The sequence below is a fragment of the Oharaeibacter diazotrophicus genome, from assembly GCF_004362745.1.
GTDB lineage: Bacteria > Pseudomonadota > Alphaproteobacteria > Rhizobiales > Pleomorphomonadaceae > Oharaeibacter > Oharaeibacter diazotrophicus.
The window spans coordinates 481,005-507,763 of the sequence record NZ_SNXY01000007.1 but is presented as its reverse complement, the minus strand read 5'-3'; the positions used below and the strand labels follow the sequence as shown (position 1 = coordinate 507,763).

Here is a 26,759-nt window from a genome sequence, read left to right as displayed (position 1 = left end):
GGGACGCCCGCCGCGCCCGAAGCCCTACTGCCGAATCCCTACTGCCGAAGCCCGACTGCCGAACCCCCACTGCCTACTGCCCAAGCCCTACTGCCTACCCCCGAGGCCGCCATGACCCTCCACAACAAGTACCCCACCGCGCACTACCGGGCGCTCGACGCCGCGCACCACGTGCATCCGTTCTCGGACACGCGCGCGCTCAACGCCGAGGGCAGCCGGATCATCGTCAAGGGCGAGGGCGTCTGGCTGACCGACAGCGACGGCAACCGCATCCTCGACGGCATGGCCGGGCTGTGGTGCGTCAACATCGGCCACGGCCGGGCCGAGGTGGCCGAGGCGGTGCAGCGCCAGATGCTGGAGCTGTCCTACTACAACACCTTCTTCAAGACCTCGCATCCGCCGGCGATCGAACTCGCGGCGCTGCTCGCCGAGATCGCGCCGGCCCGCTTCAACCGGGTGTTCTTCACCGGTTCGGGCTCCGAGGCCAACGACACCGTGCTGCGCCTCGTGCGCACCTATTGGGCGACGCTCGGCAAGCCCGACAAGCAGGTGATCGTCGCCCGCCGCAACGCCTACCACGGCTCCACCGTCGCCGGCGCCTCGCTCGGCGGCATGGGTCCGATGCACAAGCAGGGCGGCTTGCCGATTCCCGGCATCCACCACATCGCCCAGCCCTACTGGTTCGGCGAGGGCGGCGAGATGAGCCGCGACGAGTTCGGCCTGTGGGCGGCGCGCGAGCTCGAGAAGGCGATCGACGCCATCGGCGAGGACAAGATCGCCGCCTTCATCGCCGAGCCGATCCAGGGCGCCGGCGGCGTGGTGATCCCGCCCGACACCTACTGGCCCGAGGTCGCCCGCATCTGCCGCGAGCGCGAAATCCTGTTCGTCTCCGACGAGGTGATCTGCGGCTTCGGCCGGCTCGGCCGCTGGTTCGGCTCCGAGTATTTCGGCACCGAACCCGACCTGATGCCGATCGCCAAGGGCCTGTCGTCCGGCTATCTGCCGATCGGCGGCGTGATGATCTCGGACAAGGTCGCCGCCGTGCTGGAGGAGACCGGCGACTTCAACCACGGCTTCACCTATTCGGCCCATCCGGTCTGCTGCGCGGCGGCGATCGCCAACCTCGAGATCATCCGCCGCGACAAGCTGGTCGAGCGCGTCGCCGACGACATCGGACCCTACCTCCGCGAGCGCTGGTTGAAGCTCGGCGACCACCCGCTGGTCGGCGAGGCCCGGATGACCGGTCTCGTCGGCGCGCTCGAGCTGGTGCCGGCGAAGCCCTCGCGCCGCCGCTTCGAGGGCGACGGCAAGGTCGGCCTGAAGTGCCGCGACTTCTCGTTCAGGAACGGCCTCGTCATGCGCGCCGTCGGCGACACCATGATCATCTCGCCGCCGCTGGTGATCAGCCACGAGGAGGCCGACGAACTCGTCCGTCTCGCCGCCCGCACCCTCGACATGACCCACGACGCGCTGAAGGCCGAGGGGTTGATGGGCTGAGGCCGGTCGGGCGTCGACGGATCGCCGTCGGCGCCCCGCCTCCCCTTCCCTCGCCCCCGATCCACGAGCCCATGTATCCCACCGCCTTCATGCCGCCGCAGGGCGGCGCGCCGCACGTTTCGTCCTGGTACGCCGCCTCGGCCGGGCCGCTGCCGTCCTATCCGGCCCTCCGCGGCGACCGGCGCGCCGACGTCGCAGTGATCGGCGCCGGCTTCACCGGGCTGTCGACCGCGCTGTCGCTGGCGAAAGCCGGTTACGACGTCGTCGTGCTCGAGGCCAACAAGGTCGGCTGGGGCGCCTCGGGTCGAAACGGCGGCCAGATCCACCCGGGCCAGCGCCACGATCCCGACTGGCTCGCCGCCCGCTTCGGCGAAGCCGCGACCCGCAAGCTGCTCGCCTTCGCCGACGAGGCGCGGCTGTTCCAGCGCGCCCTGATCGCCGACCACGGCATGGACGTCGAGCTCGCCGACGGCCTGATCCACGCGGTGCACAAGGCCCGCTGGATCGACGACGCCCGCCGCGACGCCGAACGCCAGACCACCTACTGGGGCCGCGGCCCGATCCGCTTCCTCGACAAGGCCGAGACCGCCACCGCGCTCGGCACCGACGTCTACCACGGCGGGACGATCGACCCGCAAGGCGGCCATCTCCACCCGCTGAAATTCGCACTCGGCCTCGCCCGCGCCGCGGCGGCGGCCGGTGCGGCCATCCACGAGGACAGTCGCGTCCTGGCGATCCGCCACGGCGCCAAGGCGGTGCTGGAGACGCCGCAGGGCCGCGTCACGGCCGACACCGTGGTGCTCGCCGGCAACGGCTATCTCGGGGGGCTCGACCCGGACACCGACGCCCGGGTGATGCCGCTCAACAACTTCATCCTCGCCACCGCCCCGCTCGACGAGGATGTCATGCCCGGCGGCGAGGCCGCCAGCGACACCCGCTTCGTCGTCCACTATTGGCGCATGACGGCGGACCGCCGGATGCTGTTCGGCGGCGGCGAGAATTTCACGCCGCGCTTCCCGAAGGACATGACGGCCTTCGTGCGCCGGCACATGGCGCCGATCTACCCGCGGCTGAAGGACGTGCCGGTCGACCACGCCTGGGGCGGCACCCTCGGCATCACCGTCAACCGGCTGCCCTACCTGCGCCGTCCGAAGCCGAACGTCTGGGTCGCCGCCGGCTATTCCGGCCAGGGCGTCATGATCGCCCCCTACGCCGGGCACATCCTCGCCGAGGCGATCCGCGGCGTCGGCGAACGCTTCGACGCCTTCGCCGCCCTGCCCTGCCCGCCTTTCCCGGGTGGCACCTGGCTGCGCTGGCCGACGCTGGTCGCCGCCATGACCTGGTTCTCGATCCGCGACCGGCTGTGATACCGCGCCTGCAAAGTTCCAACCCGTGGTCGGAGCATTGCAGGCGAGAAGCGCCCGACCGGGCGCCGGCCGAAAGGCCGAAACCTCGCGAGGTCCCCACGAATCGGGACTTGGCGAGACAGGTACGAAGGTCAGGCCGGGGCGGTCGCCGGCCTGCCCTGGGCGCCGGGGAACACCGGCGTGACCTTGATCACTTCGACCGGCTCGGCCGGCGGCGGCGCCACCACGGGCGCGAGCGCCTTCGGATCGAGCCGGCACAGCGCCTCGGCGAGCCGTAGCGCGCTCTCGGCGCCCATGCGCGGCGGATCGAGGCCCTGGACGAGGCCGAAGTGCAGGTAGAGCCGGTCGACCGCGTCGGAATGGCCGGCGTAGACCGACAGCCAGTCGTCGAAGCGGCGCTCGTCGACCGCGCCGGCGGACATCACCGTGATCTCGCCGTTGCGGCGGTCGGCGGCGATGCGCATCAGGGCGGCCGAGACCATGCGGCGGTCGCCCTCCAGCACGCCGAGGAAGTGGCGCTCGTTGAACACCAGCGCGCCGGTGATGCCGGCCGCGGGGTTGTGGCGGTGGCCGGCCGAGATGATCGCCTTGAGTTCGGCTGCGAGCGGCAGGCCGAGGTCGCGGATCTTGTTGGTGCTGTAGTAGATCAACCTGTGGAGATACATTTCGGACGTCCTCCGGTCCGACCATGACCGATCGTGCGCCGGAATCTCTTCGCGAGCGTTTACGAAACCGCGCAAATGCAGCCCTCGCACCGCAATCGTGGCCGCCGCGTCCGTCGATCACGGAATGTCGATCGGATTGGTATGGTTTTCTCGAAACCGTGATCACGACCCGCGGGAGCTGCGCCGCGGACCGGCCGTCGGAGGATTTTTTCCCATCCGCGCGGCGACCGGAAATACATTCCGCGCCGACCGCGGAGATTGGAAAGCCCGACGGCGCGGCGGGCGGACATTTGTCCTATCTCATGGGCTCCCGACGAAAGTCCGTTCCGGAGACGCCAGAGATGCCGCAGATCGTCACCGCCAACCGCCTGATCGACGGCGAGGTCGTGTTCCGCGCCGCCGACGGCAGCTGGGTGCGGTCCGTGGACGACGCCGGCGTGCTGGCCGACAAGGCCTCGGCCGCCGTTGCCGAGGCCGAGGCGCAGAAGGACGTCGCCGGCGCCGTGGTGGTCGACCTCGCGGTGATCGACGTCAAGCTCGAGGACGGTCGCGTGGTGCCGGTGCGCCTGCGCGAGCGCATCCGCGCCTTCGGCCCGACCGTGAAGTCGGACCACCGCGCCGACCTGAAACCCTTCGCCGCCGACGCCTGAGCCAGAGAGCCCGAGACCCGCGATGTACCGTTACGACGAGTTCGACGCCGCCTTCGTCCGCGAGCGCGTGGCCCAGTTCTCCGACCAGGTGGCGCGCCGCGTCTCCGGCGAGATGACCGAGGACGAGTTTCGGCCGCATCGGCTGATGAACGGGCTCTATCTCCAGCTCCACGCCTACATGCTGCGCGTCGCGGTGCCCTACGGCACGCTGTCGAGCCGGCAGATGCGCCGACTCGCCCGGATCGCCCGCGTCTACGACCGCGGCTTCGGCCATTTCACCACGCGCCAGAACATCCAGTACAACTGGCCGGCGCTGAAGGACGTGCCGAAGATCCTCGAGGAGCTCGCCGAGGTCGAGATGCACGCCATCCAGACCTCCGGCAACTGCATCCGCAACGTCACCTCGGACCACTTCGCCGGGGCCGCCGCCGACGAGGTTGCCGACCCCCGCCCCTATGCCGAGATCCTCCGGCAGTGGTCGTCGATCCACCCCGAGTTCTCGTTCCTGCCGCGCAAGTTCAAGATCGCCGTCACCGGCGCCGCCCACGACCGGGCCGCGATCCGCACCCACGACATCGGCCTGCAGCTGGTGAAGAACGAGGCCGGCGAGATCGGCTTCCGCGTCTTCGTCGGCGGCGGTCAGGGCCGCACGCCGATGATGGCGCGCGAGGTGTCGTCCTACGTGCCGGCGGTCGACCTCGTCGCCTACGTCGACGCGATCCTGCGCGTCTACAACCTGTTCGGCCGGCGCGACAACAAGTACAAGGCCCGCATCAAGATCCTGGTGCACGAGACCGGCCTCGACGAGATCCGCGCCCGGGTCGAGGAGGAGTTCGCGGCGATCCGCGGCGGCGTCCTGACGCTGCCGGTGGAGGAGATCGAGCGCATCCGAACCTATTTCGCCCTGCCGGCGATGCCCGAGCGGCCGGCCCGGAGCGCGGCCTTCGAGGCGGCGCGCGCCGCCGATCCCGCCTTCGACCGCTTCGCCCGCACCAACCTGCACCCGCACAAGGTGCCGGGCTACACCTCGCTGACCATCTCGCTGAAGCCGATCGGCGGCATCCCCGGCGACGCCTCTGCCGACCAGATGGACGTGGTCGCCGACCTCACCGAGCGCTACGGCTTCGACGAGGTCCGCGTCAGCCACGAGCAGAACCTGATCCTGCCGCACGTGGCCCTCGACGACGTGCCGGCGATCCACGCGGTGCTCGCGGCGAACGGCCTCGCCACCGCCAACGCCGGCCTCGTCACCGACATCATCGCCTGCCCGGGCCTCGACTACTGCGCCCTCGCCAACGCCCGCTCGATCCCGGTGGCGAGCCGGATCTCCGAGCGTTTCGGTGCGCCGGAGCGGCAGGAGGCGATCGGGCCGCTGTCGATCAAGATCTCGGGCTGCATCAACGCCTGCGGCCACCACCACGTCGGCCACATCGGCATCCTCGGCGTCGACAAGAAGGGCGAGGAAGTCTACCAGATCACCCTCGGCGGCAGCCCGGACGAGACCGCCGCCGTCGGCGAGATCGTCGGCCGCGGCTTCTCCTCCGACGAGATCGTCGACGCGATCGAGACCGTGGTCGACACCTATCTCGGCCTGCGCACCTCCCCCGACGAGACCTTCCTCGCCGCCTACCGCCGCGTCGGCGAAGCACCGTTCAAGGAGGCGCTCTATGGCGCATGACGTCCTCGTCCCGGGCGAGGCCACGGCCGCGCCCGCCGCCCTGGCACCGGCCGAATACGCCCGCGTGCTCTCCGCCGCCTGGGACGGCCTCGACGCCGAGGCCGTGCTGCGCGCCGCCGCCGAAGGCCCCTTCGCCGGCGGACTGGCGCTGGTGTCGAGCTTCGGTGCCGACAGCGCCGTGCTGCTCGACATGATCGCCCGGATCGACCGCGCGCTGCCGGTGATCTTCATCGACACCGGCAAGCTGTTCGGCGAGACGCTGCGCTATCGCGACGCCCTGATCGCCCGGCTCGGCCTCACCGACGTCCGCTCGGTCAAGCCGACGCCGCAGCGGATCTCCGAGGTCGACCCGGACGGCACCCTGTGGTTCCGCGACACCGACGCCTGCTGCAACGTCCGCAAGGTCGAGACGCTGTCGATCGCCGTCGAGGGCTTCTCGGCCTGGATCACCGGCCGCAAGCGCTATCAAGCCGACACCCGCGCCGGCCTGCCGCTGGTCGAGGTCGACGGCGCGAAGTACAAGATCAACCCGCTCGCCGGCTGGACGTCGAAGGACGTCGAGGCCTACCGGATCGCCGCCGACCTGCCGCCGCACCCGCTGGTCGCGGATGGCTACAAGTCGATCGGCTGCATGCCCTGCACCTCGCGCGTCGCCGAGGGCGAGGACGAGCGGGCCGGCCGCTGGCGCGGCACGGCCAAGGTCGAATGCGGCATCCACCTCGGCCTGATCGGCCGCGAAGCCCAGGGAAGCGGAATCTGACCGCCATGACGATCCGGACCACGATCACCACGGCCGAACCCGCCACGGAGGGGGCCGACGTCTGGCGCAACGGCCGCTTCGAGGCGGACGGCTGGCGCCGCCTCGCCGACGACGAGGCGATCCCGGCCGAGGGCGGCGTGCTGCTGCCGGTGGCGCGCTTCCTCGGCGAGGCCGCCGCCGACACGCTCGGCAACAAGCCGGTCGGCGTGGTGGTCGGCCCCGCCGATCGCGTTCGCGACCTCGTCCCGCACTTCGACCGGCTCGCGGTGATCGCGGTCGACTTTCCGAAGTACAACGACGGCCGCGGCTTCAGCCACGCCACGCTGCTGCGCCGCGCCGGCTACGCGGGCGAATTGCGCGCGGTCGGCAACGTGCTGATCGATCAGGTCACGATGATGCGCCGCGTCGGCTTCGACGCGCTCGAGGTCCGCCACGCGGTCACCCGCCGCTACCTCGCCGAGGGCCGCGACCCCGCGCCGACGCTCTACTACCAGCCGGCCACCGCCGTCGAGGCGCCGGTCGGCACCCGGCCCTGGCTGCGCCGCCCGGAAACGATCGACTGAGACACGGGACCGCCCGCGGTCGCGATTTCCCCGCGTTCGACTTCCCCGCGTTCAACGGCCCGGCATCACACGCCGGGCCGCGCTCGTTTCACGGCGTCGCCGCGGTGCCGGGCGTCGGCACGCCACCGTCGGCGACCACCGGACCGCCCTTCGGCAGGCCGAGGAAGAGGTCGAGGCCGGCCATCTCGCCAGCGTCGAGCGGACTGCCGCCCGCGCCGAACAGCAGCGTCGGCTTGCCGCCGGCGCCGAGGCGGGCGTCGTGATAGGCCCGGAGCCGGCCCTCGAGCGCCGCGACGTCGGCGGGCCGCGCCACCTTCGGCCGCTCCACCGTGGTGCCGGCGCCGGGCAGCGCCGTCGAATCCTTGTCGACGGGGATCCCGAGCAGCTTGTCGATCGCCCGGATCGTCGCCTCGCTCGCCGGCCGCGCCGAAGCGGTCACGAGATAGGCGTTGGCCTTCTTCATCGCCGCGTTGCGGGCGGCGGGATCGGCGAGTTTCACCGCCGCGCGCTTGGCGGGATCGTAGAGCGCCAGCGCCGCCATGGTCGCGCCGAGGTCGATCCGGCGCGGCGCGGCGACGCCCGGCGCCGGTCCGCGCGGCGGTTCCACCGACGCCGGCGGGACGGCGGCGACGGGGGGCACGTCGATCGTGGCGCCGTCGGGAGCGCGGCCGACCGGATCGGGCGACGGCTCGGGCACGAGGGACGGCTCGGGTGCGCGCCGCACGATCCGCGGACGCACCGGTTCCGGCGCGGCGCGGGGGTCGTCGCCCTCCGGTCCCACGAGATAGCCGCGCGGGTCGACCCGGAACACCGGGGCGGGCCGGCCGGCGTCCGGGACGTCCTCCGGCGGGATCGGCGGCGGGTCGGACCAACCGGGTGCCGGTGCGGCGCGCGGGTCGGTGTAGACCGGCACGCCCTCGAAACCCGGCGGCGGGTCGGCGTAGACCGCGACCGGCGGCGGCGCGACGCGCGGTCTGTAGACCGGCGGCGCCTCGGGGATCGGCTCCGGCGGCACCGGGGCGAGTTCGACCCATTCGCCCCAAGCGTCGTAGTAGCCCTCGGCGACGGCCGGGGCCGTGACGGCTACGAGGGCGAGCGCGGCGATCGCGATGCGGGTGCGCCGGCGGTACGGCATCGGTGTCCTCGTCCGAAAATGGGGGCGCGGCGGCGCCGGCCCGGATCGCCGACGGCGCGGCGAACGGCGAAACCCTGGCAGGCGGTCGTGGCGAGGGTTTGGCCGGCCCGTGGCACCGAACGGGCGGGGGCGCGATCGGGTTCCGATGGCAGGACGTGGCCCGCGCTCAGGGCGCGGGGGGCATCGCTCCCTTCTGCCAGTCGAGCACGGCCTGGACCGGATGGACCAGCATCAGCACGTTGAGCGTGAGATTGTCGCGGATGACGACGAGGCAGAGGATCTCGAGGCCGATCCCGAGCGCGACCGTGGCGAGCACCGGCAGCCGGCGCGCGATCCAGAAGCCGATCATCATGGCGAGCACGTCGCAGATCGAGTTGAGGACGCTGTCGCCGTAATAGTCGAGCGCGATGGTCTGGGCGCGGTAGCGGTCGATGATGATCGGCGAGTTCTCGAGCAGTTCCCAGCCGATCTCGACCAGCATGGCGAGGAGCAGGCGCGCGCCGACGGGCATCCAGCCGGCCGGCAGCAGCCGGGCGAGCAGGAAGGTGGCACCGTAGAACAGGAAGCCGTGGATGACGTGCGAGGGCGTGTACCAGTCGGCGATCTGCTGCGAGTTGTCGGGCGAATAGACCTCCGGGGCGAACAGCTTGATCTCGCCGCAGGTGCAGATCGGCACCCGGCCCATGGCGAGCAGGGTCGCGGCGGTGGCGGCGAGGAGGACGAGCGCGGCGATCGCGGTATTGCGCGGCGAGAAGACGGCCATGGAGGCTCCGGCGGTGTCGGGTGGACGGGAGCTTGGCCGATTCCCGGGCGCCGCGATACCGGCGCGACGATCGCGACGGCGGCGTCCACGCCCGCGCCGTCACGTCATCGTGATCGGCGGGTGCGGCGGGAACCGCCGGTCGATACAAAGCGTGACACTTTCCGCCGTTTCCCTGCGGGACGGGCGTACAATATTGCCTGCGTTCCCGTGTCCCCGCGTTTCGGAGCCTTTCCCTCATGGCCGTCTGGAAGCAGGTCGTCCTCGTGTGCGTCCTCGCCGTCGCCGGCGTCTTCGCCTGGGGCGCCTATGATCCGTCCGCACGGGCGACACTGGCCGGGCTCGGCGTGCCCGAGGCGGCGCTGCCCGCCTGGGCCTTCCTGGCGCGACCGGAGGCCGACGCGGCGGCCGGCCCCGCGACCGCCGGGGCCGGCAAGCGCCCGGCCGGCGGCGGACAGGCCGGTGGTGTCCAGGCCGGTGCCGCCCAAGGTGGATCCCGCTCGGGCGGCGGCCAGGGCGGCGGCCGCGGCGGTCCGTCCGGGCCGATCACCGTCGTCGCGGCGCCGGCGTCGACGCAGAAGACCAACGACCGCGTCGTCGCGATCGGCACCGCCGAAGCGGCGCGCACGGTGACGCTGTTCCCGCGCTCGACCGGCGAGGTCACCGAGATCGGCTTCCGTCCCGGCGAGGTCGTCAAGGCCGGCGCCGTGCTGGTGCGTCTCGACGACGACGCCGAGAAGATCGCCCTCGCCAAGGCCGAGCTCACGCTCTCCGACGCCCGCGCCAAGGCGACGCGCTACGAGACGCTGGCCGGCTCGCGCGCCATATCCGCGGTCGACCGCGACACCGCGCGCTCCGAACTCCAGGCGGCCGAACTCGCCGTCCGCGACGCCCGGCTTGCGCTCGACCGCCGCGTGATCCTGGCGCCCTACGCCGGCGTCGTCGGCCTGACCACGGTGGAAGTCGGCGCCATGGTGTCGTCGACGACGGAGATCGTCACCCTCGACGAGCGCGCCACGCTGAAGATCGAGTTCCGCATCCCCGAGGCCTTCGCCTCCAAGGTCGCGCTCGGCCAGTCGGTCTCGGCGGTGACGCCGGCCCGGCCCGGCGACGACTTCGAGGGCGAGGTCACAGCGCTCGGCAGCCGCGTCGAGAGCGACAGCCGGACCCTGGTGGTCCAGGCCGCGCTCGACAACGCCGCCGACCTCCTGCGCCCCGGCATGAGCTTCCACGTCACCCTGCGCTTCTCCGGCGACGACGAGATCGCCGTGCCCGCCCTCTCCGTGCAGTGGGACCGCGACGGCTCCTACGTCTGGCGGGTGAAGGACGGCGCCGTCGAGCGCGTCGCGGTCCGGATCGTCGAGCGCAGCGCCGAGACCGTGCTGGTCGACGGCGACCTCGCCGCCGGCGACACCGTGGTGGTCGAGGGCGTGCAGCGGCTGCGGCCCGGCGCCAAAGTCGCGCTCGCCGACGCCGCCCGCGGCGACGGGCCGGCGGCCGCGACACCGCCCGCGCCCGCCGGCACTCGCGGCTGACGACAGGGGAGAGAACCGATGGTCTCCGGCGCCGCCGCCTTCACGGCCCTGTTCGTCCGCCGCCCGGTGCTGGCGCTCGTCGTCAACGCGCTGGTGGTGGTCGCCGGCCTCGCCGCCTTCCGCGGCATCGAGATCCGCGAGTTGCCCGACATCGACCGCCCGGTCGTGACCGTGACGGTGACCTACACCGGCGCTTCGCCGGAAACCGTCGACGCCGAGATCACCTCCACGGTCGAGGGCGCGGCGTCCAGGGTCGCGGGCGTCGAGAACATCTCGGGCCAGTCGCAATTCGGCCGCTCGCGCGTCACCGTGGAGTTCTCCGACGACGTCGACCTCAACGTCGCCGCCAACGATCTCCGCGACGCCGTCTCCCGCGTCCGCAACACCCTGCCGGACGACGCCGACGAGCCGCAGATCGTCAAGGCCGACGCCGATTCGGACCCGATCATGCGGGTCGCGGTGACGTCCGACACCCTCTCGATCGAGGCGCTGACCACGCTGGTGGAGGAGCGCGTCCTCGACCGGCTCGCCGCCGTCGACGGCGTCGCCGACGTCCAGGAGTTCGGCGACCAGGAGGCGGTGTTCCGGGTCGACATCAACCAGGCCGCCCTCGCCGCCCGCGGCCTCACCGTCGCCGACCTGTCGGCTGCGCTCGACAGCGTCGACTTCGACGCCCCGGCGGGATCGCTGCAGAACGCCGACCAGAGCCTCGTCGTGCGCGCCGACGCTCGCCTCGTCGACGCCGCCGCGATCGGCAACCTGCTGATCGACCCGAACACCCGGCTCGCCGACGTCGCCGCGGTGACGCTCGGACCGGACCTCGAGACCTCGCAGTTGCGCGTCAACGGCCATACCGGCATCGGCCTCGGCATCGTGCGGGCCGCCAAGTCGAACACGATCGAGATCTCCGCCGGCGTGCGCAAGGCGGTCGCCGAACTCGCCGCGACGATGCCGCCGGGCGTCGAACTCTTCGTCACCTCCGACGACGCCCAGTTCATCCGCGGCGCGCTGCACGAGGTCGAGATCGCGCTCGGCCTCGGCGTCGTCATCGTCGTCGCGGTGATCTTCCTGTTCCTCGGCGACCTCAAGGCGACGCTGATCCCGGCCGTGACCATCCCGGTCTCGCTGATCGGCACGCTGGCGGCGATGTGGCTGGTCGGCTTCTCGGTCAACATCCTGACCCTGCTCGCCCTGGTGCTCGCCACCGGCCTCGTGGTCGACGACGCCATCGTGGTGCTCGAGAACATCGTCCGCCGCCGCGCCATGGGCGCCCGAGCGCGGGCGGCGGCCGTGGTCGGCACCCGCGAGGTGTTCTTCGCGGTGCTGGCGACCACCGCGACGCTCGCCGCCGTCTTCGTGCCGATCTCGTTCCTGCCCGGCGTCGCCGGCGGCCTGTTCCGCGAATTCGGATTCGTGCTGGCGATCTCGGTGCTGATCTCGTCGGTGACCGCGCTCACCTTCGCGCCGATGCTGGCGGCGACCATCCTCGGCGACGCCGGCCGGGCCCGGCGCCGCTCGATCCTCGGCCGGATCGTCGGCGGCGCGGGCAACCTGCTCGCGGCGCTCTACGCGAGGCTGCTGAGGGCCGCACTCGCCGCGCCGCTGGTGGTGATCGTGGCCTCGTCGGCCTTCGCCTTCGCCGCCTGGATCGCCTTCCTCCAGCTGCCGCAGGAACTGACGCCCAAGGAGGACCGCGGCAGCGTGGCGCTGTCGGTGACGGCGCCGCAGGGCGTGTCGATCGACTACATGGGCCGGCAGATGGACCGCATCAACGCGGTGCTGAAGCCCTATCTCGACAGCGGCGAGGGCGCGGCGGTGTTCACCATCGCCGGCCGCAACGGCGCCAACAGCGGCTTCGCCATCCTGACGCTGGCACCGTGGGAGGAGCGCGCCCGCAGCCAGACCGACATCGCCGCCGAGATCGGCCGCAAGGTCGCCGGCGTCCCGGGCGTGCGCGCGTTCACCCTGTCGTCGAACTCGCTCGGCATCCGCGGCGGCGGCCAGGGGCTCCGGATCGCGCTGCTCGGGCCGGATTACGCCAGCCTCGCCACCGAGGGCGACAAGCTGGTCGCCGCGCTGGAGGCGACGCCGGAACTCGCCAATGTCCGCCTGGACTTCCAGGCGACCCAGCCGCAGCTTTCCGTCGTGATCGACCGCGACCGGGCGCAGGACCTCGGCGTCTCGATCACCGGTCTCGGCGAGGCGCTGCAGGCGGTGCTCGACGGTCGCGAGGTCGCCACCGTCAACGTCGCCGACCAGTCGATCCCGGTGAAGCTGGTCTCGACCGGCAACCCGATCGACGATCCAGGCGACCTCGCCGGCGTGTTCGTGCGCACCCGCGACGGCCGGATGGTGCCGATGTCGTCGATCGCGACCATCCGCGAGGAGGCGACGGCACCGTCGCTGTCGCGCGAATCGCAACAACGCGCCGTGCCGATCACCGCCGACCTCGACAACAGCACCGCGCTCCGCGCCGGTCTCGACGCCGCCCGCACGGTGGCCGCGGCGACGCTGCCGCCGGGCTTCCGGATCGTGCCGCTCGGCGAGGCGGCGACGCTGGAGGAGACCTCCGGCGGTTTCGCCACCACCTTCGGCTTCGCCTTGGTGGTGATCCTCCTGGTGCTGGCGGCGCAGTTCGAGAGCTTCGTCGCGGCGCTGATCATCATCGCCACCGTGCCCTTCGGCCTCGCCGCCGCGGTGTTCGCGATCGCGCTCACCGGCGGCACGCTGAACCTCTACAGCCAGATCGGCCTCGTGATGCTGGTCGGCATCATGGCCAAGAACGGCATCCTGATCGTCGAGTTCGCCAATCACCTGCGCGACGAGGGCCGCGGCGTCCGAGCCGCCATCCTGGAGGCCAGCCTGACGCGGCTGCGCCCGGTGTCGATGACGATGATCGCGACCGTGGTCGGCGCGGTGCCGCTGGTGCTCGCCTTCGGCGCCGGCGCCGAGGCGCGGGTGGCGCTCGGCTGGGTGCTGGTCGGCGGCCTCGGCTTCGCGACGGTCTTCACGCTGTTCCTGACACCGGTCGCCTATCTCCTGCTCGCCGGCTTCTCCAAGCCCCGCGCCGAGGGCGAGGCCCGGCTCGCCCGCGAACTCGAGGAGGCCGAGGAGGCTCGCCTCGCCGGCGACGACGAACCCACAGCGCCGACGGAGCCCATCCCGGAGCCGTCGTCCGTCGCCCCCGCACCTCCGGCCCCCTCGCCCGCCGAGTGACCCTCAGCGTTCGTAGCGGCGGCGCAGCCGCCGTTCGACCCAGCCGAGGCCGAGCGAGAGGCCGAGGGTCATGACGAGGTAGAGGAAGGCGACGATGTTGTAGGTCTCGAAATAGCGGAAGTTGGTGCTGGAGGCGGTCTTGCCCATGTAGGCGATGTCGGCGACGCCGATCGCCGAGACCAGCGCGCTGTCCTTGACCATCGAAATGAAGTCGTTGCCGAGCGGCGGCAGCACGACCGGCACCGCCTGCGGCAGCACGATCAGGCGGAACACCTGGAACCGCCCGAGCCCCAGCGCGGTCGCCGCCTCGACCTGCCCCTTCGACACCGACAGGATGCCGGCCCGAAAGATCTCGGCGAGGAAGGCGGCGTAGCCGATCGTCAGCGCGAAGACGGCCCTCCAGACGAGGTCGACGTCGCGCGTCAGCACCGCCGGCATCAGCCCCGCCTCGATCGCCGGCGCGAACACCGTGCCGTAGGCGGCCACCAGCAACGGCACGCCGACGAAGGCGGTGTAGGACAGGATCACGATGATCGGGATGCCGCGGACCAGCTGGACGTAGAAGATCGCGGCCTGCCGCAGCGGGCGAAAGCGCGACAGGCCGGCGGCGGCGATCGCCAGCCCGAGCACGGACGCGGCGACGAAGCTCGCCAGCGTCACCCAGATCGTGGTCAGGACGCCCCGGGAGACCACGGCGAACAACCCGGCGTAGACCGGGTCGCGCCAGATCATCACGGCGAGGCCGCCGAGCAGGACGACCATCGCCACCAGCCACCAGGGGAACTCGCGCTCGCCCCCGCTCACTTGTGCGAGAGCCACTTCTCGTCGAGCTTGGCGGTGGTGCCGTCGGCTTTCAGCGCCGCGATGGCGGCGTCGAACGGCGCGACGAGGTCGGAGCCCTTGGGGAAGACGAGGCCGAAGTCCTCCGAGCCGAGCACCTCCGGCAGCGCCTTCAGCTTGCCGCCGGAGTTGGCGACGAACTTGTCGGCACTGAAGCTGTCGGTGAGCAGGAGGTCGACGTCGCCGGCGTTCAGGGCGAGCAGGCTGTTCTCGAAGGTGTCGAACTGCTTCAGGCGCGGATTGCCTTCGGTGCCGCCGAAGAAGGTGCCGACCGCGACGTAATATTGCGACGTGCCCGGCAGGGCGACCACGGTGAGATTCTCGTCGGCGGCGAAGCCCTTGGCGTCGGAGAAGCGGGTCTCGTCCGCGCGCACCAGCATGCGGGTGGCGGCGGTGAAGTAGGGCGCGGAGAAGTCGACCACCTCGCGGCGCTCGTCGGTGATGGTGATGCCGTCGGTGCCGGCGTCGAACTGACCGTCGCGGATCGCCTGGAGCATGATGTCCCAGGACACCACCTTCCACTCGACCTTGGCGTTGAGCTTGGCCGCGGCCGCCTCCACGAAGTCGACGTCCCAGCCGATCGGCTTTCCGGTGGCGGTGTCGATGTAGGAATAGGGCGTGTAGTCGCCCGCGGTCGCGAAGGCGATGGTGCGGCCCTTCAGATCCGGCAATTCGGCGGCGACGGCGGCGCCGACCGACACGACGGCGGCGAGGACGGCGGCGGCCGCCGTCCGGACGAGATCGAACATGATGCCCCCTGTGGCTGAGCGGTTCGACGTGGCGAGGGCCGCGATCAAAGAGGAAGCCCGGCGGGGAATCAAGCAAATCCCTTCCCCGCCGGGGGCGCCCCGGGGAACGCCGCGCGCCTCGAGCCGGCGGCCCCGGTCCGCCCGTGACGAAGCCGATGTCGCGGGCGTCCGCCCGAGGTGTCGCTTTCGCCCGGTTTCGTCGACCGTTCAACGCCCTTTCGTTTCACCGGCTAAGGAGTAGACTGGCAGTTTCGGCGCATTCGCGAGGCGGTTCACGATGGCGGACCACCAGTTCCTGCTCGATCTCCTCGGCGGCATCGCCCTGCTCGTCTTCGCCACGCGCATGGTGAAGACCGGCATCCTGCGCGCCTACGAGAACGCCCTGCGCACGCTCTTGCGGCGTGCGACCGCGACGCGGATCGGGGCGCTCGCCGCCGGTGTCGCCGCGGCCGCGGCGCTGCAGAGCTCCACCGCCGCCGGCCTGTTGACCGCATCCTTTGCCGAGCGCGGTCTCGTCACCCTCTCGGCCGGGCTCGCCGTGATGCTCGGCGCCGACGTCGGCTCGACGCTGGTGGTGCAGGTGATGTCGGTGAACCTCGCCGCGCTGGCGCCCGTGCTGCTGGTCGTCGGCGTGCTCGCGTTCCTCGACGGGCGGCGGCCCCGCGTCCGCCAGATCGGCCGCGTGATCGTCGGGCTCGCCCTGATGATCCTGTCGCTGAAGATGATCGTCGCGGCCTCCGGCCCCGCCCGCGGCAGCGCGGCCTTCGACGCGGTGATCGCCGGCGTCGGCGGCGACGTGCTCCTGACCGTGGTGTTCGCCGCCGCGGCGACCTGGATGGTGCACTCCTCGGTGGCGATGGTGCTGCTGTTCATGTCGCTGGCCGCGTCGGGCGCCGTACCGGTGCCGGTGGCGCTCGCCCTCACCCTCGGCGCCAACGTCGGCTCGGGCATGATCCCGCTCGGGCTCACGGCCGGTTCGGGGCCGTCGGTGCGGCGCATACTCTGGGGCAACTTCGGCTTCCGCGTCGCCGGCGCCGCCGCCGCGGCCGCGCTGCTGCCGTGGATCGGGCCGGTGCTGGGCTCGACCGGCCTTTCGCCGGCCGCGCAGGTGGCGCTCGCGCACACCGGCTTCAACCTCCTGCTCGCCGCCGTCTTCCTGCCGGTGACCGGTCCGGTGGCTGACCTCCTGGTCCGGCTGGTGCCGGAGCCCGTGGTGGCACCCTCGCCGTCGCGGCCGCTGCACCTCGACGACGACCTGCTCGACCGGCCGGGCCTCGCGCTCGGGGCGGCGACGCGCGAACTGATGCGGCTCGCCGACATGGTGGAGGCGATGCTGCGCGAGGCGATCGTCGCCTTCGAGCCGGACGGCGCGGTGTCGCGCGCCTCGATCGCCTCGCAGGACACCGCGATCGACGAACTCCAGGAGGAGATCAAGCTCTACCTGACCCGCCTCACCCGCGGTCCGCTCGGCGAGGCCGAGGCGCGGCGCGCCTTCGACCTCGTCGTCTTCACCACCAACCTCGAGCACGTCGGCGACGTCATCGACAAGAGCCTGCTGCCGCTGGCCGAGAAGATGCGTCGCCGGCACGTCGCCTTCTCCGACAGCGGCTGGCGGGAGATCCGGGAGATGCACCGCACCGTCCTCGAGCAGATGCGGCTCGCCCTCACGGTCTTCGTCACCCAGGACACCGCGATGGCGCGCGACCTGATCGCGCGCAAGGACGAGATCCGCAGCCGCGAGCGCGAGGCGATCGCGCTCCATCTCGAACGGCTGCGCGCCGGCACGCCGGCCTCGATCGAGACCAGCGCGGTCCACCTCGACGTGATCCGCGACCTGAAGCGCATCGCCGCCCACGTCGCGGTGGTCGCGCACCCGATCCTCGAACAGGCCGGCCTGATCGGCGGGTCGCGCCTGAAGAGCGCGTGATCAGGCCGCCTCGATCGTGGCGATGTCGAGCTTGACCATCTCCATCATCGCCGCCATCGCCCGCGGCGCGCGGACCGGATCGGCGAGCAGCTCCAGCATGCGGCGCGGCACGATCTGCCAGTGGATCCCCCAGCGGTCGACCAGCCAGCCGCATTGCAGCGGCCTGCCGCCCTCGACCAGCGCGGCCCACAGCCGGTCGACCTCGGCCTGGTCGTCGCAGCGCACCAGGAGCGACACCGACATCGACGGCTCGGCCGGCTGGCCGCCGTTGAGGGCGAGATAGGGCTGGCCGGCGAGGGTGAACTCGACCAGCAGCACGTCGCCGGCCGGGCCGGACGGCGTGTCGACCGGGCTGCGGCGGACATGGTCGATCCGGCTGTCCGGCAGCAGCGAGACGTAGAAGGCGGCGGCCGTCTCGGCGTCGCGGGCGAACCACAGGCAGGGCGAGATCTTCGACATCGGGCGTCTCCGTGGTGGGGCGCGGTGCCGCCGCGGCGGCGGCCCGTCCACCCGAGGACGGTCGCGGTCGGCCGCATCCGACATCCCCGCGGGTGACGTCAGGCGCGGAAGCGGCGGGCGTTGACGGCCTGCGAAAAGACGTCGTGGTCGAGCCGGCGCAGCGCGTCGGAGATCAGCCCGGTCGCGATCATGTCGCGGTCCCAGGGCAGCGCCTCGACGACGGTGAAGCGGCGCAGGTCCTCGACCAGCGCGGCGTCGATCGCCGCCTCCATCGCCGGCCGGAACAGCGGATAGGCGCGGGTCGAGGCACCGGTCAGCACGATCCGGCTCGGGTTGACCAGCGCCATCAGCCGGGCGAGGCCGTAGCCGAGCGCGGTGCCGACGCCGTCGTAGACCGCGGCGAGGCGGGCGTCGCCGCCGTGGGCGGCCGCCTCGAGGGCGGCGAGTTCGCCGGCGCTCGGGCTGGCGACCAGCGGGTCGGTGTCGGGCGGCAGGCCGCGCGCCTCGCGGGCGATGGCGTAGTCGGCGGTGAAGGCCTCGAGGCAGCCGCGCCGGCCGCAACGGCACAGCGGCCCACCGGGCATGTGGTTCATGTGGCCGAACTCGGCGGCGGAACCGTCGGCACCGTGGTGCAGGCGGCCGGCCACGAACAGGCCCATGCCGACGCCGTAGTCGACGAACACGACCGCGAAGGTGCCGTCGTAGGTGGCGGGGTCCACGGTGTGGAGCGCCTGCGCGATCATGTTGGCGTCGTTGGAGATGGTGCAGCTGCGCCCGAACGCGGCCTCGAGCGGGGCGACGATCGGGATGTTGCGCTCCCGTGCCGCCGGCGACCACATCAGCGTGCCCGAGCGGGTGTCGACGAAGCCCTGGGCGGCGACGGTGATCTCGGCGAGGTGCTCGACCGGCACGCCCTCCTCGGCGAGGAAGCCGCCGACGAGCTCGACCAGCATGGCGCCGAAGCCGTCGCGGTCGCGGTCGATCGTGCGGGGCGAGAGGTCGCGCCGGGCCCGGAGCGTGCCGCCGAAATCGGCGAGCAGCAGCGTGACGTGGTTGGTCGAGAGCTTGACGCCGAGCACCAGCGCGGCGCGCGGATCGAGCCGCAACATCACCCGCGGCCGACCGCGGCGGGCGGGGGCGTCGTCGAGGTCGGCGGTCTCGTCCGGCACGGTCTCGACGAGACCCTCGGCGATCAGGTCGGCGGTGATGGCGGTGATGGTGGCAGGCGACAGGCCGGTGGCGACGCCGAGGTCGACGCGGGCGATCGGCGCGAGGCGCCGGAGCGTCGACAGCACCAGCGAACGGTTCTGACGGCGGACGTGGTCGCTGTCCGCCTTGCCGTAGGCGGCGGTCCGCAAGTGTCGCCCGCCGGTCATCCGCCGCGCCTCGTCGTGCCGGATGCGGCTCCGCCGCGCCGCGGCGCCGGGCGCCGCCGATCCTGTCCGTTCATCGAAGTCCTCCCGCTCCGGCAGGGTCCCGATCGCTTTCCCGGCCTCCGTTCTGACGAGATTTCCTCACCAGCCCGGGAAAATCGATCCACCGGCACGTCCGGAGTTCGCGAAGCATATTGACAGCACCGGGGGTTTCGGTCCAACCTTTTTTCGAGCCTTGAATTATGTTCGAGGCCTACCGATCCGACTGCGGGGGGAGGCCCGCTGGGGACGGGTTCCACAACGGTCCACCCGTGTGTGGACCACAGGGAGGATGACACCATGGTGCGGATTCGTTCCGTCGTCGCCGCCGCGCTGCTGTCGGCGGCTTCGCTGGTCACCGTCGCGCAGGCCGAGGGCCTCAAGGTCGGCGTCAGCTGGTCGAACTTCCAGGAAGAGCGCTGGAAGACCGACGAGGCCGCGATCAAGGCCGCGCTCGAGGCCGCCGGCGCCGAGTACATCTCCGCCGACGCCCAGTCGTCGCCGGCCAAGCAGCTGACCGACGTCGAGAGCCTGATCTCGCAGGGTGCCAACGCCCTGATCATCCTGGCCCAGGACACCGACGCCATCACCCCGGCGGTCGAGAAGGCCGTGGCCGAGGGCATCCCGGTGGTCGGCTACGACCGCCTGATCGAGAACCCGGCCGCCTACTACATCACCTTCGACAACAAGGAAGTGGGCCGCATCCAGGCTCGCGAGGTGTTCAAGGTCAAGCCCGAGGGCAACTACGCCTTCATCAAGGGCGCTTCCACCGACCCGAACGCCGACTTCCTGTTCTCGGGCCAGATGGAGGTCCTGAAGGAGGCGATGGACGCCGGCAAGATCAAGAACGTCGGCGAGGCCTACACCGACCAGTGGCTGCCGGCCAACGCCCAGAAGAACATGGAGCAGATCCTCACCGCCAACGACAACAAGGTCGACGCGGTGGTGGCCTCCAACGACGGCACGGCCGGCGGCGTCGTCGCCGCGCTCGCGGCCCAGGGTCTCGCCGGTTCCGTGCCGGTCTCCGGCCAGGACGGCGACCAGGCGGCGCTGAACCGCGTCGCGCTCGGCACCCAGACCGTGTCGGTCTGGAAGGACGCCCGCGAACTCGGCAAGAAGGCGGGCGAGATCGCCGTCGCCCTCGCCGGCGGCACCGCGATGGACAAGGTCGACGGTACGGTGAAGTTCTCGGGCGGCCCGAAGGGCGCCGAGATGAACGCCACCTTCCTGACCCCGGTCGCCATCACCAAGGACAACCTCAACGTCGTCATCGACGCCGGCTGGGTGTCCAAGGACGTGGTCTGCCAGGGCGTCGCGGCCGGTTCGGTCGCCGCCTGCAACTGATCGACGACGACGGGCGGGGCTCGCGCGGCGAGCCCCGCACCGGTCCGGACACGGACCATCCCCGTGGCGCACGCCGCCGCGGGGTTCCCGCACACCGGCGCGCACACCCCGCCGGACGTCCGCCCGACGAGCCCCGGGACCCTCCCCCATGACAGACAACGCCACCGCGCGCGCTTCGGCGCCGTCGGGGTCGCCGCCGCAGGCGCAGACGACCTCGTTCATTTCCGCCCTCGAGATCGACGTCCGCTTCCTCGGCATGGCCGCGGCGCTCGCGGTGATCTGGGTCGGGTTCCACATCCTCTCCGGTGGCACCTTCCTGACGCCGCGCAACCTCTGGAACCTCTCGGTCCAGACCGCGTCGATCTCGGTGATGGCCACCGGCATGGTGCTGGTCATCGTCACCCGCAACATCGACCTCTCGGTCGGCTCCATGCTCGGCGTCACCGGCATGGTGATGGCGGTGGTGCAGTCGGCCTACCTGACGCCGGGCCTCGGCTTCGACCATCCGGCGGTCTGGATCCTGACGCTGGTGATCGGCATCGGCTGCGGCGTCGCCATCGGCGCGCTGCACGGCTTCGTCATCGCCTATCTCCAGGTACCCGCCTTCATCGTCACGCTCGGCGGCCTGCTGGTCTGGCGCGGCGCGGCGTGGTGGGTGGCGAGCGGCAAGACCATTCCGCTCACCGACAACAATTTCAAGCTCATCGGCGGCGGCGCCGACGGCGCGATCGGCGCGTCCTGGAGCTGGATCCTCGCCGCGGTGGCGATCGTCGCGGTGGTGTTCGCCGCGCTCAACGCCCGGCGCCAGCGCCAGCGCTTCAACTTCCCGCTCCGTCCGTTCTGGGCCGAGGCGGTGGTGGTCGGCGCCGGCGCGCTCGCGATCGTGGCGGCGACGGTGATCGTCAACAGCTACCTGCTGCCGCCCGCCCTCGCCAAGAAATACGCCGAGACCGCCGGCATCGCCCTGCCGGCCGACGGCTCGCCGCTGCAGGTGCCGTTCGGCTTCGCCGTGCCGGTGCTGATCGCGATCGGCGTCGGCGTGGTGATGACCTTCGTCACCCGTCGCACCAGCTTCGGCCGCTACGTCTTTGCCATCGGCGGCAATCCCGAAGCGGCCGAACTCGCCGGCATCAACACCAAGCTCGTCACCATGGCGATCTTCGCCCTCATGGGCGGCCTCGCCGCCCTCGGCGCGGCGATCACCACCGCCCGCCTGACCTCGGGCACCAACGCGGCCGGCACGCTCGACGAGCTCTACACCATCGCCGCGGCGGTGATCGGCGGCACCTCGCTCGCCGGCGGCTCCGGCACCATCGCCGGCGCCATGCTCGGCGCCCTGGTGATGCAGAGCCTGCAGTCGGGCATGGTGCTACTCGGCCTCGACACGCCGCTGCAGAACATCGTGGTCGGCTTCGTCCTCGTCGTCGCCGTCTGGGTCGACGGCGTCTACCGCTCCAGGATCAAGTGAGGGAGGGTCCGATGTCCGACAACCGCGGCACGCCGCTGGTCGAGATGCGCGACATCTCGATCGCCTTCGGCGGCATCAAGGCGGTCGACCACTGCTCGGTCGACCTCTACCCGGGCGAGGTCGTCGGCCTGCTCGGCCACAACGGCGCCGGCAAGTCGACGCTGATCAAGTGCCTGTCCGGCGCCTATCGGGCCGACGCCGGCGAGATCCTGGTCGAGGGCCACAAGGTCGAGATCGCCACGCCCCGCGACGCCAAGCGTCACGGCATCGAGACGATCTACCAGACGCTGGCGCTCGCCGACAACGTCGACGCCGCCGCCAACCTGTTCCTCGGCCGCGAGCTGAAGACGCGCTGGGGCACGCTCGACGACGTCGCCATGGAGGCGGCGGCGCGCAAGGTGATGGGCCGGCTCAACCCGAACTTCCGCAAGTTCAAGGTACCTGTGAAGGCGCTGTCCGGCGGTCAGCGGCAGTCGGTGGCGATCGCCCGCGCGATCCACTTCAACGCCCGCATCCTGATCATGGACGAGCCGACCGCCGCGCTCGGCCCCCAGGAGACCGCCCAGGTCGGCGACCTGATCAAGCAGCTGAAGGCCGACGGCATCGGCATCTTCCTGATCAGCCACGACCTGCACGACGTCTTCGACCTCGCCGACCGCGTCTTCGTGATGAAGAACGGCCGCCTCGTCGGTCAGGCCCGCACCAGCGACGTCAGCAAGGACGAGGTGCTCGGGATGATCATCCTCGGCAAGTGCCCCCCGGGCGCGATCCGCGGCCCGGGCGCGATCTCGGATGCCGAACTCGCGGCGGTCGGCGCGGCGTGAGGGTAGAGCACCTTCTCCCCTTGCGGGAGAAGGTGGCCCGTCAGGGCCGGACGAGGGGGATCCTCCTCGTCCGGCCGTCCGGGCTCCGGCGAGCCTCGAACGGCGGCGGTTCCCCCTCATCCGCCTGCCGGCACCGTCTCCCGCAGGGGGAGAAGGCGTCCTCTCACTCCACCGTGACGCTCTTCGCCAGGTTGCGCGGTTGGTCGACGTCGGTGCCGATCGAGACCGCGGTGTGGTAGGCGAGCAGCTGGATCGGGATGGCGTAGACCAGCGGGGCGATTGTGGCCGGCATCTCCGGCAGCACGATCGTCTCGAACGGCTCGACGCCGGTCGCCTCGGCGCCCTTCGGATCGGTGATCAGGATGATCCGGCCGCCGCGGGCTGCGACCTCCTGCATGTTCGAGACGGTCTTCTCGAAGATGCGGTCGTGCGGGGCGATGACGATGACCGGCATGGTCTCGTCGATCAGCGCGATCGGGCCGTGCTTGAGCTCGCCGGCGGCGTAGCCCTCGGCGTGGATGTAGCTGATCTCCTTGAGCTTCAGCGCGCCCTCGAGCGCCAGCGGGAAGGACGTGCCGCGGCCGAGGTAGAGCACGTGCTCGACCTTGGACAGCGTCTTCGCCAGCTTCTCGATCTGCGGCTCGCGCTTCAGCGCCTCTGCCATGTAGCGCGGGATCTCCATCAGCGCGGTGACGAGGCGTTCCTCGTCGGCCTCGGAGAGCTCGCCGCGGACGCGGCCGGCAGCGACCGCGATGGCGGCGAGCGCGGTCAGCTGGCAGGTGAAGGCCTTGGTGGAGGCGACGCCGATCTCCGGGCCGGCCAGCGTCGGGAACACCGCGTCGGCCTCGCGGGCGATGGTCGATTCCTGGACGTTGACAACCGCGGCGACCTTCTGGCCGGCACCCTTGCAGTAGCGCAGTGCCGCCAGCGTGTCGGCGGTCTCGCCGGACTGCGAGACGAACAGCGAGACGTCGCCGGGATCGAGCGGGGCCTCGCGGTAGCGGAACTCCGAGGCGATGTCGATGTCGACCGGCAGGCGGGCGAAGCGCTCGAACCAGTACTTTGCGGTCAGGCCGGCGTAGTAGGCGGTGCCGCAGGCCGAGATCACCAGCCGGCGCACGCCGCGGAAGTCGAACGGCAGGTCGTCCGGCAGCCGGGTCCGGCCGGTGGTGAAGTCGACGTAGCGCGACAGCGTGTGCGAGACGACCTCCGGCTGCTCGTGGATCTCCTTGGCCATGAAGTGGCGGTGGTTGCCCTTGTCGACCAGGAAGGCGGAGGCGTTGGACTGCATCACCTGCCGGGCGACGACCGCGTTCGCCTCGTTGCGGATGGTGACGCCGTCGTGGGTGATGGTGGCCCAGTCGCCGTCCTCGAGATAGGCGATCGTCGAGGTGAACGGGGCGAGCGCGATGGCGTCGGAGCCGAAGAACATCTCGCCGCGGCCGTAGCCGACCGCCAGCGGCGAACCGCGGCGGGCGCCGATCATCAGGTCGTCGCGGCCGTCGAACAGGAAGGCGAGCGCGAAGGCGCCGGTCAGCTTCGGCAGCACGGCGGCGACGGCCGCCTCGGGGTCGCGGCCGGCCTCGAGCTCCTCGGAGACCATGTGCGCGACCACCTCGGTGTCGGTGTCCGACTGGAAGCGGCGGCCCTTGGCGATCAACGCCTCGCGCAGGTCGCGGAAGTTCTCGATGATGCCGTTGTGAACCACGGCGACGCGGTCGGTGGCGTGCGGGTGGGCGTTGCGTTCGGTCGGCGCGCCGTGGGTCGCCCAGCGGGTGTGGCCGATCCCGACGTGGCCGTCGAGCGGCGCCGCGGCGAGCTTGTCGCCGAGGTTGACCAGCTTGCCCTCGGCGCGGCGGCGGACGATGTGCCCGGCCTCCAGCGTCGCGACGCCGGCGCTGTCGTAGCCGCGGTACTCGAGCCGCCTCAGGCTCTCCACCAGCCGCCCCGCGACGGCCGAACGCCCGACGATGCCGACGATTCCACACATGCTGCCCGTCTCCGCTGTCCGCGCGAGGTTTAACCGGAAAAGCCCGAAGGTCCGGTGAACGCACGGCCGTGTCTCGTGCGCCCCTCTATAATCGGAGGAATGCGGTTAACGGAAATCAACAAGGTTTTCGGTTCGTTGCGCCGGCCGATCTGCTTTGGCCGCCGCCGGGCGCCGGCCGCGGCGTCAGCCCTTGCGTGCCTTCTTCGCCGCCAGCGCCTCGCGGATCTCGCGCGCCCGGCCCGGCTTGTTCTCCTGGCGGGCGCGGCCGAAGGCGACCGCGTCGGCGGGGACGTCCGCGGTGACGACGCTGCCGGCCGCTGTATAGCCGCCGTCGCCGATCGCGACCGGGGCGACCAGCGTGGTGTTGGAGCCGACGAAGACGCCGGCGCCGATCCGGGTCAGGTGCTTGAAGACGCCGTCGTAGTTGCAGGTGATGGTGCCGGCGCCGACGTTGGTGCCCGCCCCGACCACGGCGTCGCCGATGTAGGAGAGGTGGTTGATCTTGGCGCCGGCGGCGATGTCCGCCTTCTTGATCTCGACGAAGTTGCCGATGTGGGCGCCCTCCCCGATCGACGCCTCGGGCCGGAGCCGGGCATAGGGCCCGAGCGTGGCACCGGCGGCGACCGTCGCGCCCTCGAGATGGCTGAAGGCGCGCACCACGACGCCATCGGCGACGGTGACGCCGGGGCCGAACACCACGTTCGGCTCGACGACGACGTCGCGGCCGAGCCGGGTGTCGTGGCTGAAGAACACGGTCTCCGGCGCCTGCAGCGTCGCGCCCGCCCGCATCGCCGCGATGCGGGCGCGGCCCTGGAACACCGCCTCGGCGACGGCGAGCTGGACGCGGTCGTTGACGCCCAGGAACTCGTCCTCGGGGCCGACGACGACGCCGGTCGCGAGGCCGCGACCGACCGCGATCTCGATGGCGTCGGTCAGGTAGTACTCGCCCTTGGCGTTGGCGTTGCCGACCGCGTCGAGCAGGCCGGGCAGAAGGTCGCCGCGAAAGCCCATGATGCCCGAGTTGGAGAGCCGGATCCGCCGGGTCTCGGCGTCGGCGTCGCGCTCCTCGACGATGCGCACGAGGCGCTCGCCGTCGAGGACGAGGCGGCCGTAGCCGGTGGGATCGGCGGCCTCGAAGCCGAGCACGGCGACGTCGACGCCGGCGGCGAGGCGGCCGCGTACGGCGGCGATGGTCTCGGGACGCACCAGCGGCGTGTCGCCGTAGAGCACCACGACCTCGTCGGCGGGCTCGGCGAAGGCGGCGCGGGCGGCGAGCACGGCGTGGGCGGTGCCGAGCCGCTCGGTCTGCTCGTGGATCGAGGCGTCGGGAGCGGTGCGCGCGAGGTGCCGGCGCACGAGGTCGGCGCCCGCACCGACCACGACGGCGACACGGTCGGCGCCGGCGGCACGGGCAGAGGCGATCACCGCGTCCAGCATCGGCCGGCCGCCGACCGGGTGCATCACCTTCGGCAGGGCCGAGCGCATCCGCGTGCCTTCTCCGGCGGCGAGGACGACGGCGAGGCAGCGGCGGGCAGTCATGCGGCGAACTCCGGGCGAAGCGGGACGGCCGCATTTGGCGGAGCGCCGGTTTCCGGGTCAAGACCCCCGGGCCGCCGCTCCGCGTCCGAACGGCGACGGGCCGCCGCCCGGGTGGACGGCGGCCCGCGCCGGGCGTCCCGCCTGAACGGGACGCGGAGGGATCGGCCGGTCAGGCGCGGTCGATCACGTTCTTGACGGCTTCCTTGGCCTTGCCGACGGCCTGCTGGGCCTCGCCCTTGCGCTCCTGCACGACGCCTTCGGCCTGGAGATGCTTGTCGTCGGTCGCCTTGCCGACGGCCTGCTTGACGTTGCCGACGGCCTCGTTGGCCATGCCCTTGATCTTGTCGGTGGTGCTGCCCATCGGAGTCACTCCTTCGATCG

Annotated in this window: 22 protein-coding genes; 12 read left to right on the top strand and 10 right to left on the bottom strand. The window is 71.7% G+C overall.

Annotated features, from left to right (window positions below):
• The first annotated feature begins 111 nt into the window (after positions 1–111).
• A complete protein-coding gene (locus EDD54_RS10915) occupies positions 112–1,497 on the top strand; it encodes an aspartate aminotransferase family protein (protein WP_126541197.1) in 1,386 nt (461 codons plus the stop codon).
• A 71-nt stretch (positions 1,498–1,568) separates the two neighbouring features.
• Positions 1,569–2,864 carry an NAD(P)/FAD-dependent oxidoreductase gene (locus tag EDD54_RS10910; protein WP_245515723.1) on the top strand — a complete coding sequence of 432 codons (1,296 nt, stop codon included), beginning with the start codon at positions 1,569–1,571 and terminating at the stop codon, positions 2,862–2,864.
• Positions 2,865–2,995: 131 nt separating this feature from the next.
• Here EDD54_RS10910 and EDD54_RS10905 read toward each other — a convergent pair whose 3' ends face one another.
• Positions 2,996–3,529, bottom strand: a complete 534-nt coding sequence (locus tag EDD54_RS10905) for a BLUF domain-containing protein (protein WP_126541196.1) — start codon at positions 3,527–3,529, stop codon at positions 2,996–2,998.
• A gap of 341 nt (positions 3,530–3,870) precedes the next feature.
• On the opposite strand from EDD54_RS10905, the gene EDD54_RS10900 reads away from it, so the two are divergent.
• The 4 genes from EDD54_RS10900 to EDD54_RS10885 are packed head-to-tail and all read left to right on the top strand — an operon-like array spanning position 3,871 to position 7,180.
• A complete protein-coding gene (locus tag EDD54_RS10900; RefSeq protein ID WP_126541195.1) occupies positions 3,871–4,179 on the top strand; it encodes a DUF2849 domain-containing protein in 309 nt (102 codons plus the stop codon).
• Between the two features lie 22 nt (positions 4,180–4,201).
• On the top strand, positions 4,202–5,857 hold the full coding sequence (locus EDD54_RS10895) for a nitrite/sulfite reductase (protein ID WP_126541194.1): 1,656 nt from the start codon (positions 4,202–4,204) through the stop codon (positions 5,855–5,857).
• Positions 5,847–6,617 carry a phosphoadenylyl-sulfate reductase gene (locus EDD54_RS10890; protein WP_126541193.1) on the top strand — a complete coding sequence of 257 codons (771 nt, stop codon included), beginning with the start codon at positions 5,847–5,849 and terminating at the stop codon, positions 6,615–6,617. Before EDD54_RS10895 ends, EDD54_RS10890 begins: the two co-directional genes overlap by 11 nt.
• Positions 6,618–6,622: 5 nt before the next feature.
• Positions 6,623–7,180 carry a DUF934 domain-containing protein gene (locus EDD54_RS10885; RefSeq protein ID WP_126541192.1) on the top strand — a complete coding sequence of 186 codons (558 nt, stop codon included), beginning with the start codon at positions 6,623–6,625 and terminating at the stop codon, positions 7,178–7,180.
• Between the two features lie 88 nt (positions 7,181–7,268).
• Here the strand turns inward: EDD54_RS10885 and EDD54_RS10880 are convergent, their stop codons facing one another.
• Positions 7,269–8,315 carry a hypothetical protein gene (locus EDD54_RS10880; protein WP_126541191.1) on the bottom strand — a complete coding sequence of 349 codons (1,047 nt, stop codon included), beginning with the start codon at positions 8,313–8,315 and terminating at the stop codon, positions 7,269–7,271.
• Positions 8,316–8,481: 166 nt separating this feature from the next.
• Positions 8,482–9,078, bottom strand: coding sequence for a DUF2585 domain-containing protein (locus EDD54_RS10875; protein WP_126541190.1), 597 nt, complete (start codon positions 9,076–9,078; stop codon positions 8,482–8,484).
• Positions 9,079–9,314: 236 nt separating this feature from the next.
• Here EDD54_RS10875 and EDD54_RS10870 point away from each other — a divergent pair, with 236 nt between their 5' ends.
• Complete coding sequence (locus EDD54_RS10870) at positions 9,315–10,610, top strand: efflux RND transporter periplasmic adaptor subunit (protein WP_126541189.1); 1,296 nt, start codon at positions 9,315–9,317, stop codon at positions 10,608–10,610.
• 18 nt (positions 10,611–10,628) lie between these two features.
• A complete protein-coding gene (locus tag EDD54_RS10865; RefSeq protein WP_126541188.1) occupies positions 10,629–13,826 on the top strand; it encodes an efflux RND transporter permease subunit in 3,198 nt (1,065 codons plus the stop codon).
• Between the two features lie 3 nt (positions 13,827–13,829).
• On the opposite strand, the gene EDD54_RS10860 is transcribed toward EDD54_RS10865, so the two are convergent.
• Entirely contained in the window at positions 13,830–14,588 is a 759-nt protein-coding gene (locus EDD54_RS10860) for an amino acid ABC transporter permease (RefSeq protein WP_126541949.1), read from the bottom strand.
• Positions 14,589–14,626: 38 nt separating this feature from the next.
• Positions 14,627–15,415 carry a substrate-binding periplasmic protein gene (locus EDD54_RS10855; protein ID WP_126541187.1) on the bottom strand — a complete coding sequence of 263 codons (789 nt, stop codon included), beginning with the start codon at positions 15,413–15,415 and terminating at the stop codon, positions 14,627–14,629.
• Between the two features lie 277 nt (positions 15,416–15,692).
• On the opposite strand from EDD54_RS10855, the gene EDD54_RS10850 reads away from it, so the two are divergent.
• Positions 15,693–17,342, top strand: coding sequence for a Na/Pi cotransporter family protein (locus EDD54_RS10850; RefSeq protein WP_126541186.1), 1,650 nt, complete (start codon positions 15,693–15,695; stop codon positions 17,340–17,342).
• On the opposite strand, the gene EDD54_RS10845 is transcribed toward EDD54_RS10850, so the two are convergent.
• Both EDD54_RS10845 and EDD54_RS10840 read right to left on the bottom strand, forming a co-directional pair.
• Positions 17,343–17,801: a VOC family protein gene (locus EDD54_RS10845; protein ID WP_126541185.1), complete on the bottom strand. Its 459-nt coding sequence runs from the start codon at positions 17,799–17,801 to the stop codon at positions 17,343–17,345.
• Positions 17,802–17,899: 98 nt separating this feature from the next.
• Positions 17,900–19,177 carry an ROK family transcriptional regulator gene (locus tag EDD54_RS10840; RefSeq protein ID WP_126541184.1) on the bottom strand — a complete coding sequence of 426 codons (1,278 nt, stop codon included), beginning with the start codon at positions 19,175–19,177 and terminating at the stop codon, positions 17,900–17,902.
• Positions 19,178–19,513: 336 nt separating this feature from the next.
• On the opposite strand from EDD54_RS10840, the gene xylF reads away from it, so the two are divergent.
• The 3 genes from xylF (at position 19,514) to EDD54_RS10825 (ending at position 22,849) form a co-directional block, all read left to right on the top strand.
• Entirely contained in the window at positions 19,514–20,557 is a 1,044-nt protein-coding gene (xylF, locus tag EDD54_RS10835; protein WP_126541183.1) for a D-xylose ABC transporter substrate-binding protein, read from the top strand.
• 148 nt (positions 20,558–20,705) lie between these two features.
• A complete protein-coding gene (locus tag EDD54_RS10830; RefSeq protein WP_126541182.1) occupies positions 20,706–22,025 on the top strand; it encodes a sugar ABC transporter permease in 1,320 nt (439 codons plus the stop codon).
• A gap of 11 nt (positions 22,026–22,036) precedes the next feature.
• Positions 22,037–22,849: an ATP-binding cassette domain-containing protein gene (locus EDD54_RS10825; protein WP_133673994.1), complete on the top strand. Its 813-nt coding sequence runs from the start codon at positions 22,037–22,039 to the stop codon at positions 22,847–22,849.
• A gap of 163 nt (positions 22,850–23,012) precedes the next feature.
• Here EDD54_RS10825 and glmS read toward each other — a convergent pair whose 3' ends face one another.
• The 3 genes from glmS to EDD54_RS10810 all read right to left on the bottom strand — a co-directional run bounded on the left by glmS (position 23,013) and on the right by EDD54_RS10810 (position 26,739).
• The gene (gene glmS, locus EDD54_RS10820) at positions 23,013–24,839 is read right to left on the bottom strand and encodes a glutamine--fructose-6-phosphate transaminase (isomerizing) (RefSeq protein ID WP_126541181.1); all 1,827 of its coding nucleotides are present in this window, start codon (positions 24,837–24,839) and stop codon (positions 23,013–23,015) included.
• Between the two features lie 183 nt (positions 24,840–25,022).
• Positions 25,023–26,378: a bifunctional UDP-N-acetylglucosamine diphosphorylase/glucosamine-1-phosphate N-acetyltransferase GlmU gene (gene glmU, locus EDD54_RS10815; RefSeq protein WP_126541180.1), complete on the bottom strand. Its 1,356-nt coding sequence runs from the start codon at positions 26,376–26,378 to the stop codon at positions 25,023–25,025.
• A 169-nt stretch (positions 26,379–26,547) separates the two neighbouring features.
• Positions 26,548–26,739 (bottom strand): CsbD family protein, encoded by a 192-nt coding sequence (locus tag EDD54_RS10810; protein WP_126541179.1) that lies wholly within the window; start codon positions 26,737–26,739, stop codon positions 26,548–26,550.
• Between the last annotated feature and the right edge of the window lie 20 nt (positions 26,740–26,759).

Coding starts and splice junctions, on each gene's coding strand:
- EDD54_RS10915 (WP_126541197.1), top strand. CDS start 112: ATGACCCTCCACAACAAGTACCCCACCGCGCACTACCGGGCGCTCGAC.
- EDD54_RS10910 (WP_245515723.1), top strand. CDS start 1,569: ATGTATCCCACCGCCTTCATGCCGCCGCAGGGCGGCGCGCCGCACGTT.
- EDD54_RS10905 (WP_126541196.1), bottom strand. CDS start 3,529: ATGTATCTCCACAGGTTGATCTACTACAGCACCAACAAGATCCGCGAC.
- EDD54_RS10900 (WP_126541195.1), top strand. CDS start 3,871: ATGCCGCAGATCGTCACCGCCAACCGCCTGATCGACGGCGAGGTCGTG.
- EDD54_RS10895 (WP_126541194.1), top strand. CDS start 4,202: ATGTACCGTTACGACGAGTTCGACGCCGCCTTCGTCCGCGAGCGCGTG.
- EDD54_RS10890 (WP_126541193.1), top strand. CDS start 5,847: ATGGCGCATGACGTCCTCGTCCCGGGCGAGGCCACGGCCGCGCCCGCC.
- EDD54_RS10885 (WP_126541192.1), top strand. CDS start 6,623: ATGACGATCCGGACCACGATCACCACGGCCGAACCCGCCACGGAGGGG.
- EDD54_RS10880 (WP_126541191.1), bottom strand. CDS start 8,315: ATGCCGTACCGCCGGCGCACCCGCATCGCGATCGCCGCGCTCGCCCTC.
- EDD54_RS10875 (WP_126541190.1), bottom strand. CDS start 9,078: ATGGCCGTCTTCTCGCCGCGCAATACCGCGATCGCCGCGCTCGTCCTC.
- EDD54_RS10870 (WP_126541189.1), top strand. CDS start 9,315: ATGGCCGTCTGGAAGCAGGTCGTCCTCGTGTGCGTCCTCGCCGTCGCC.
- EDD54_RS10865 (WP_126541188.1), top strand. CDS start 10,629: ATGGTCTCCGGCGCCGCCGCCTTCACGGCCCTGTTCGTCCGCCGCCCG.
- EDD54_RS10860 (WP_126541949.1), bottom strand. CDS start 14,588: ATGGTCGTCCTGCTCGGCGGCCTCGCCGTGATGATCTGGCGCGACCCG.
- EDD54_RS10855 (WP_126541187.1), bottom strand. CDS start 15,415: ATGTTCGATCTCGTCCGGACGGCGGCCGCCGCCGTCCTCGCCGCCGTC.
- EDD54_RS10850 (WP_126541186.1), top strand. CDS start 15,693: ATGGCGGACCACCAGTTCCTGCTCGATCTCCTCGGCGGCATCGCCCTG.
- EDD54_RS10845 (WP_126541185.1), bottom strand. CDS start 17,801: ATGTCGAAGATCTCGCCCTGCCTGTGGTTCGCCCGCGACGCCGAGACG.
- EDD54_RS10840 (WP_126541184.1), bottom strand. CDS start 19,177: ATGACCGGCGGGCGACACTTGCGGACCGCCGCCTACGGCAAGGCGGAC.
- xylF (WP_126541183.1), top strand. CDS start 19,514: ATGGTGCGGATTCGTTCCGTCGTCGCCGCCGCGCTGCTGTCGGCGGCT.
- EDD54_RS10830 (WP_126541182.1), top strand. CDS start 20,706: ATGACAGACAACGCCACCGCGCGCGCTTCGGCGCCGTCGGGGTCGCCG.
- EDD54_RS10825 (WP_133673994.1), top strand. CDS start 22,037: ATGTCCGACAACCGCGGCACGCCGCTGGTCGAGATGCGCGACATCTCG.
- glmS (WP_126541181.1), bottom strand. CDS start 24,839: ATGTGTGGAATCGTCGGCATCGTCGGGCGTTCGGCCGTCGCGGGGCGG.
- glmU (WP_126541180.1), bottom strand. CDS start 26,378: ATGACTGCCCGCCGCTGCCTCGCCGTCGTCCTCGCCGCCGGAGAAGGC.
- EDD54_RS10810 (WP_126541179.1), bottom strand. CDS start 26,739: ATGGGCAGCACCACCGACAAGATCAAGGGCATGGCCAACGAGGCCGTC.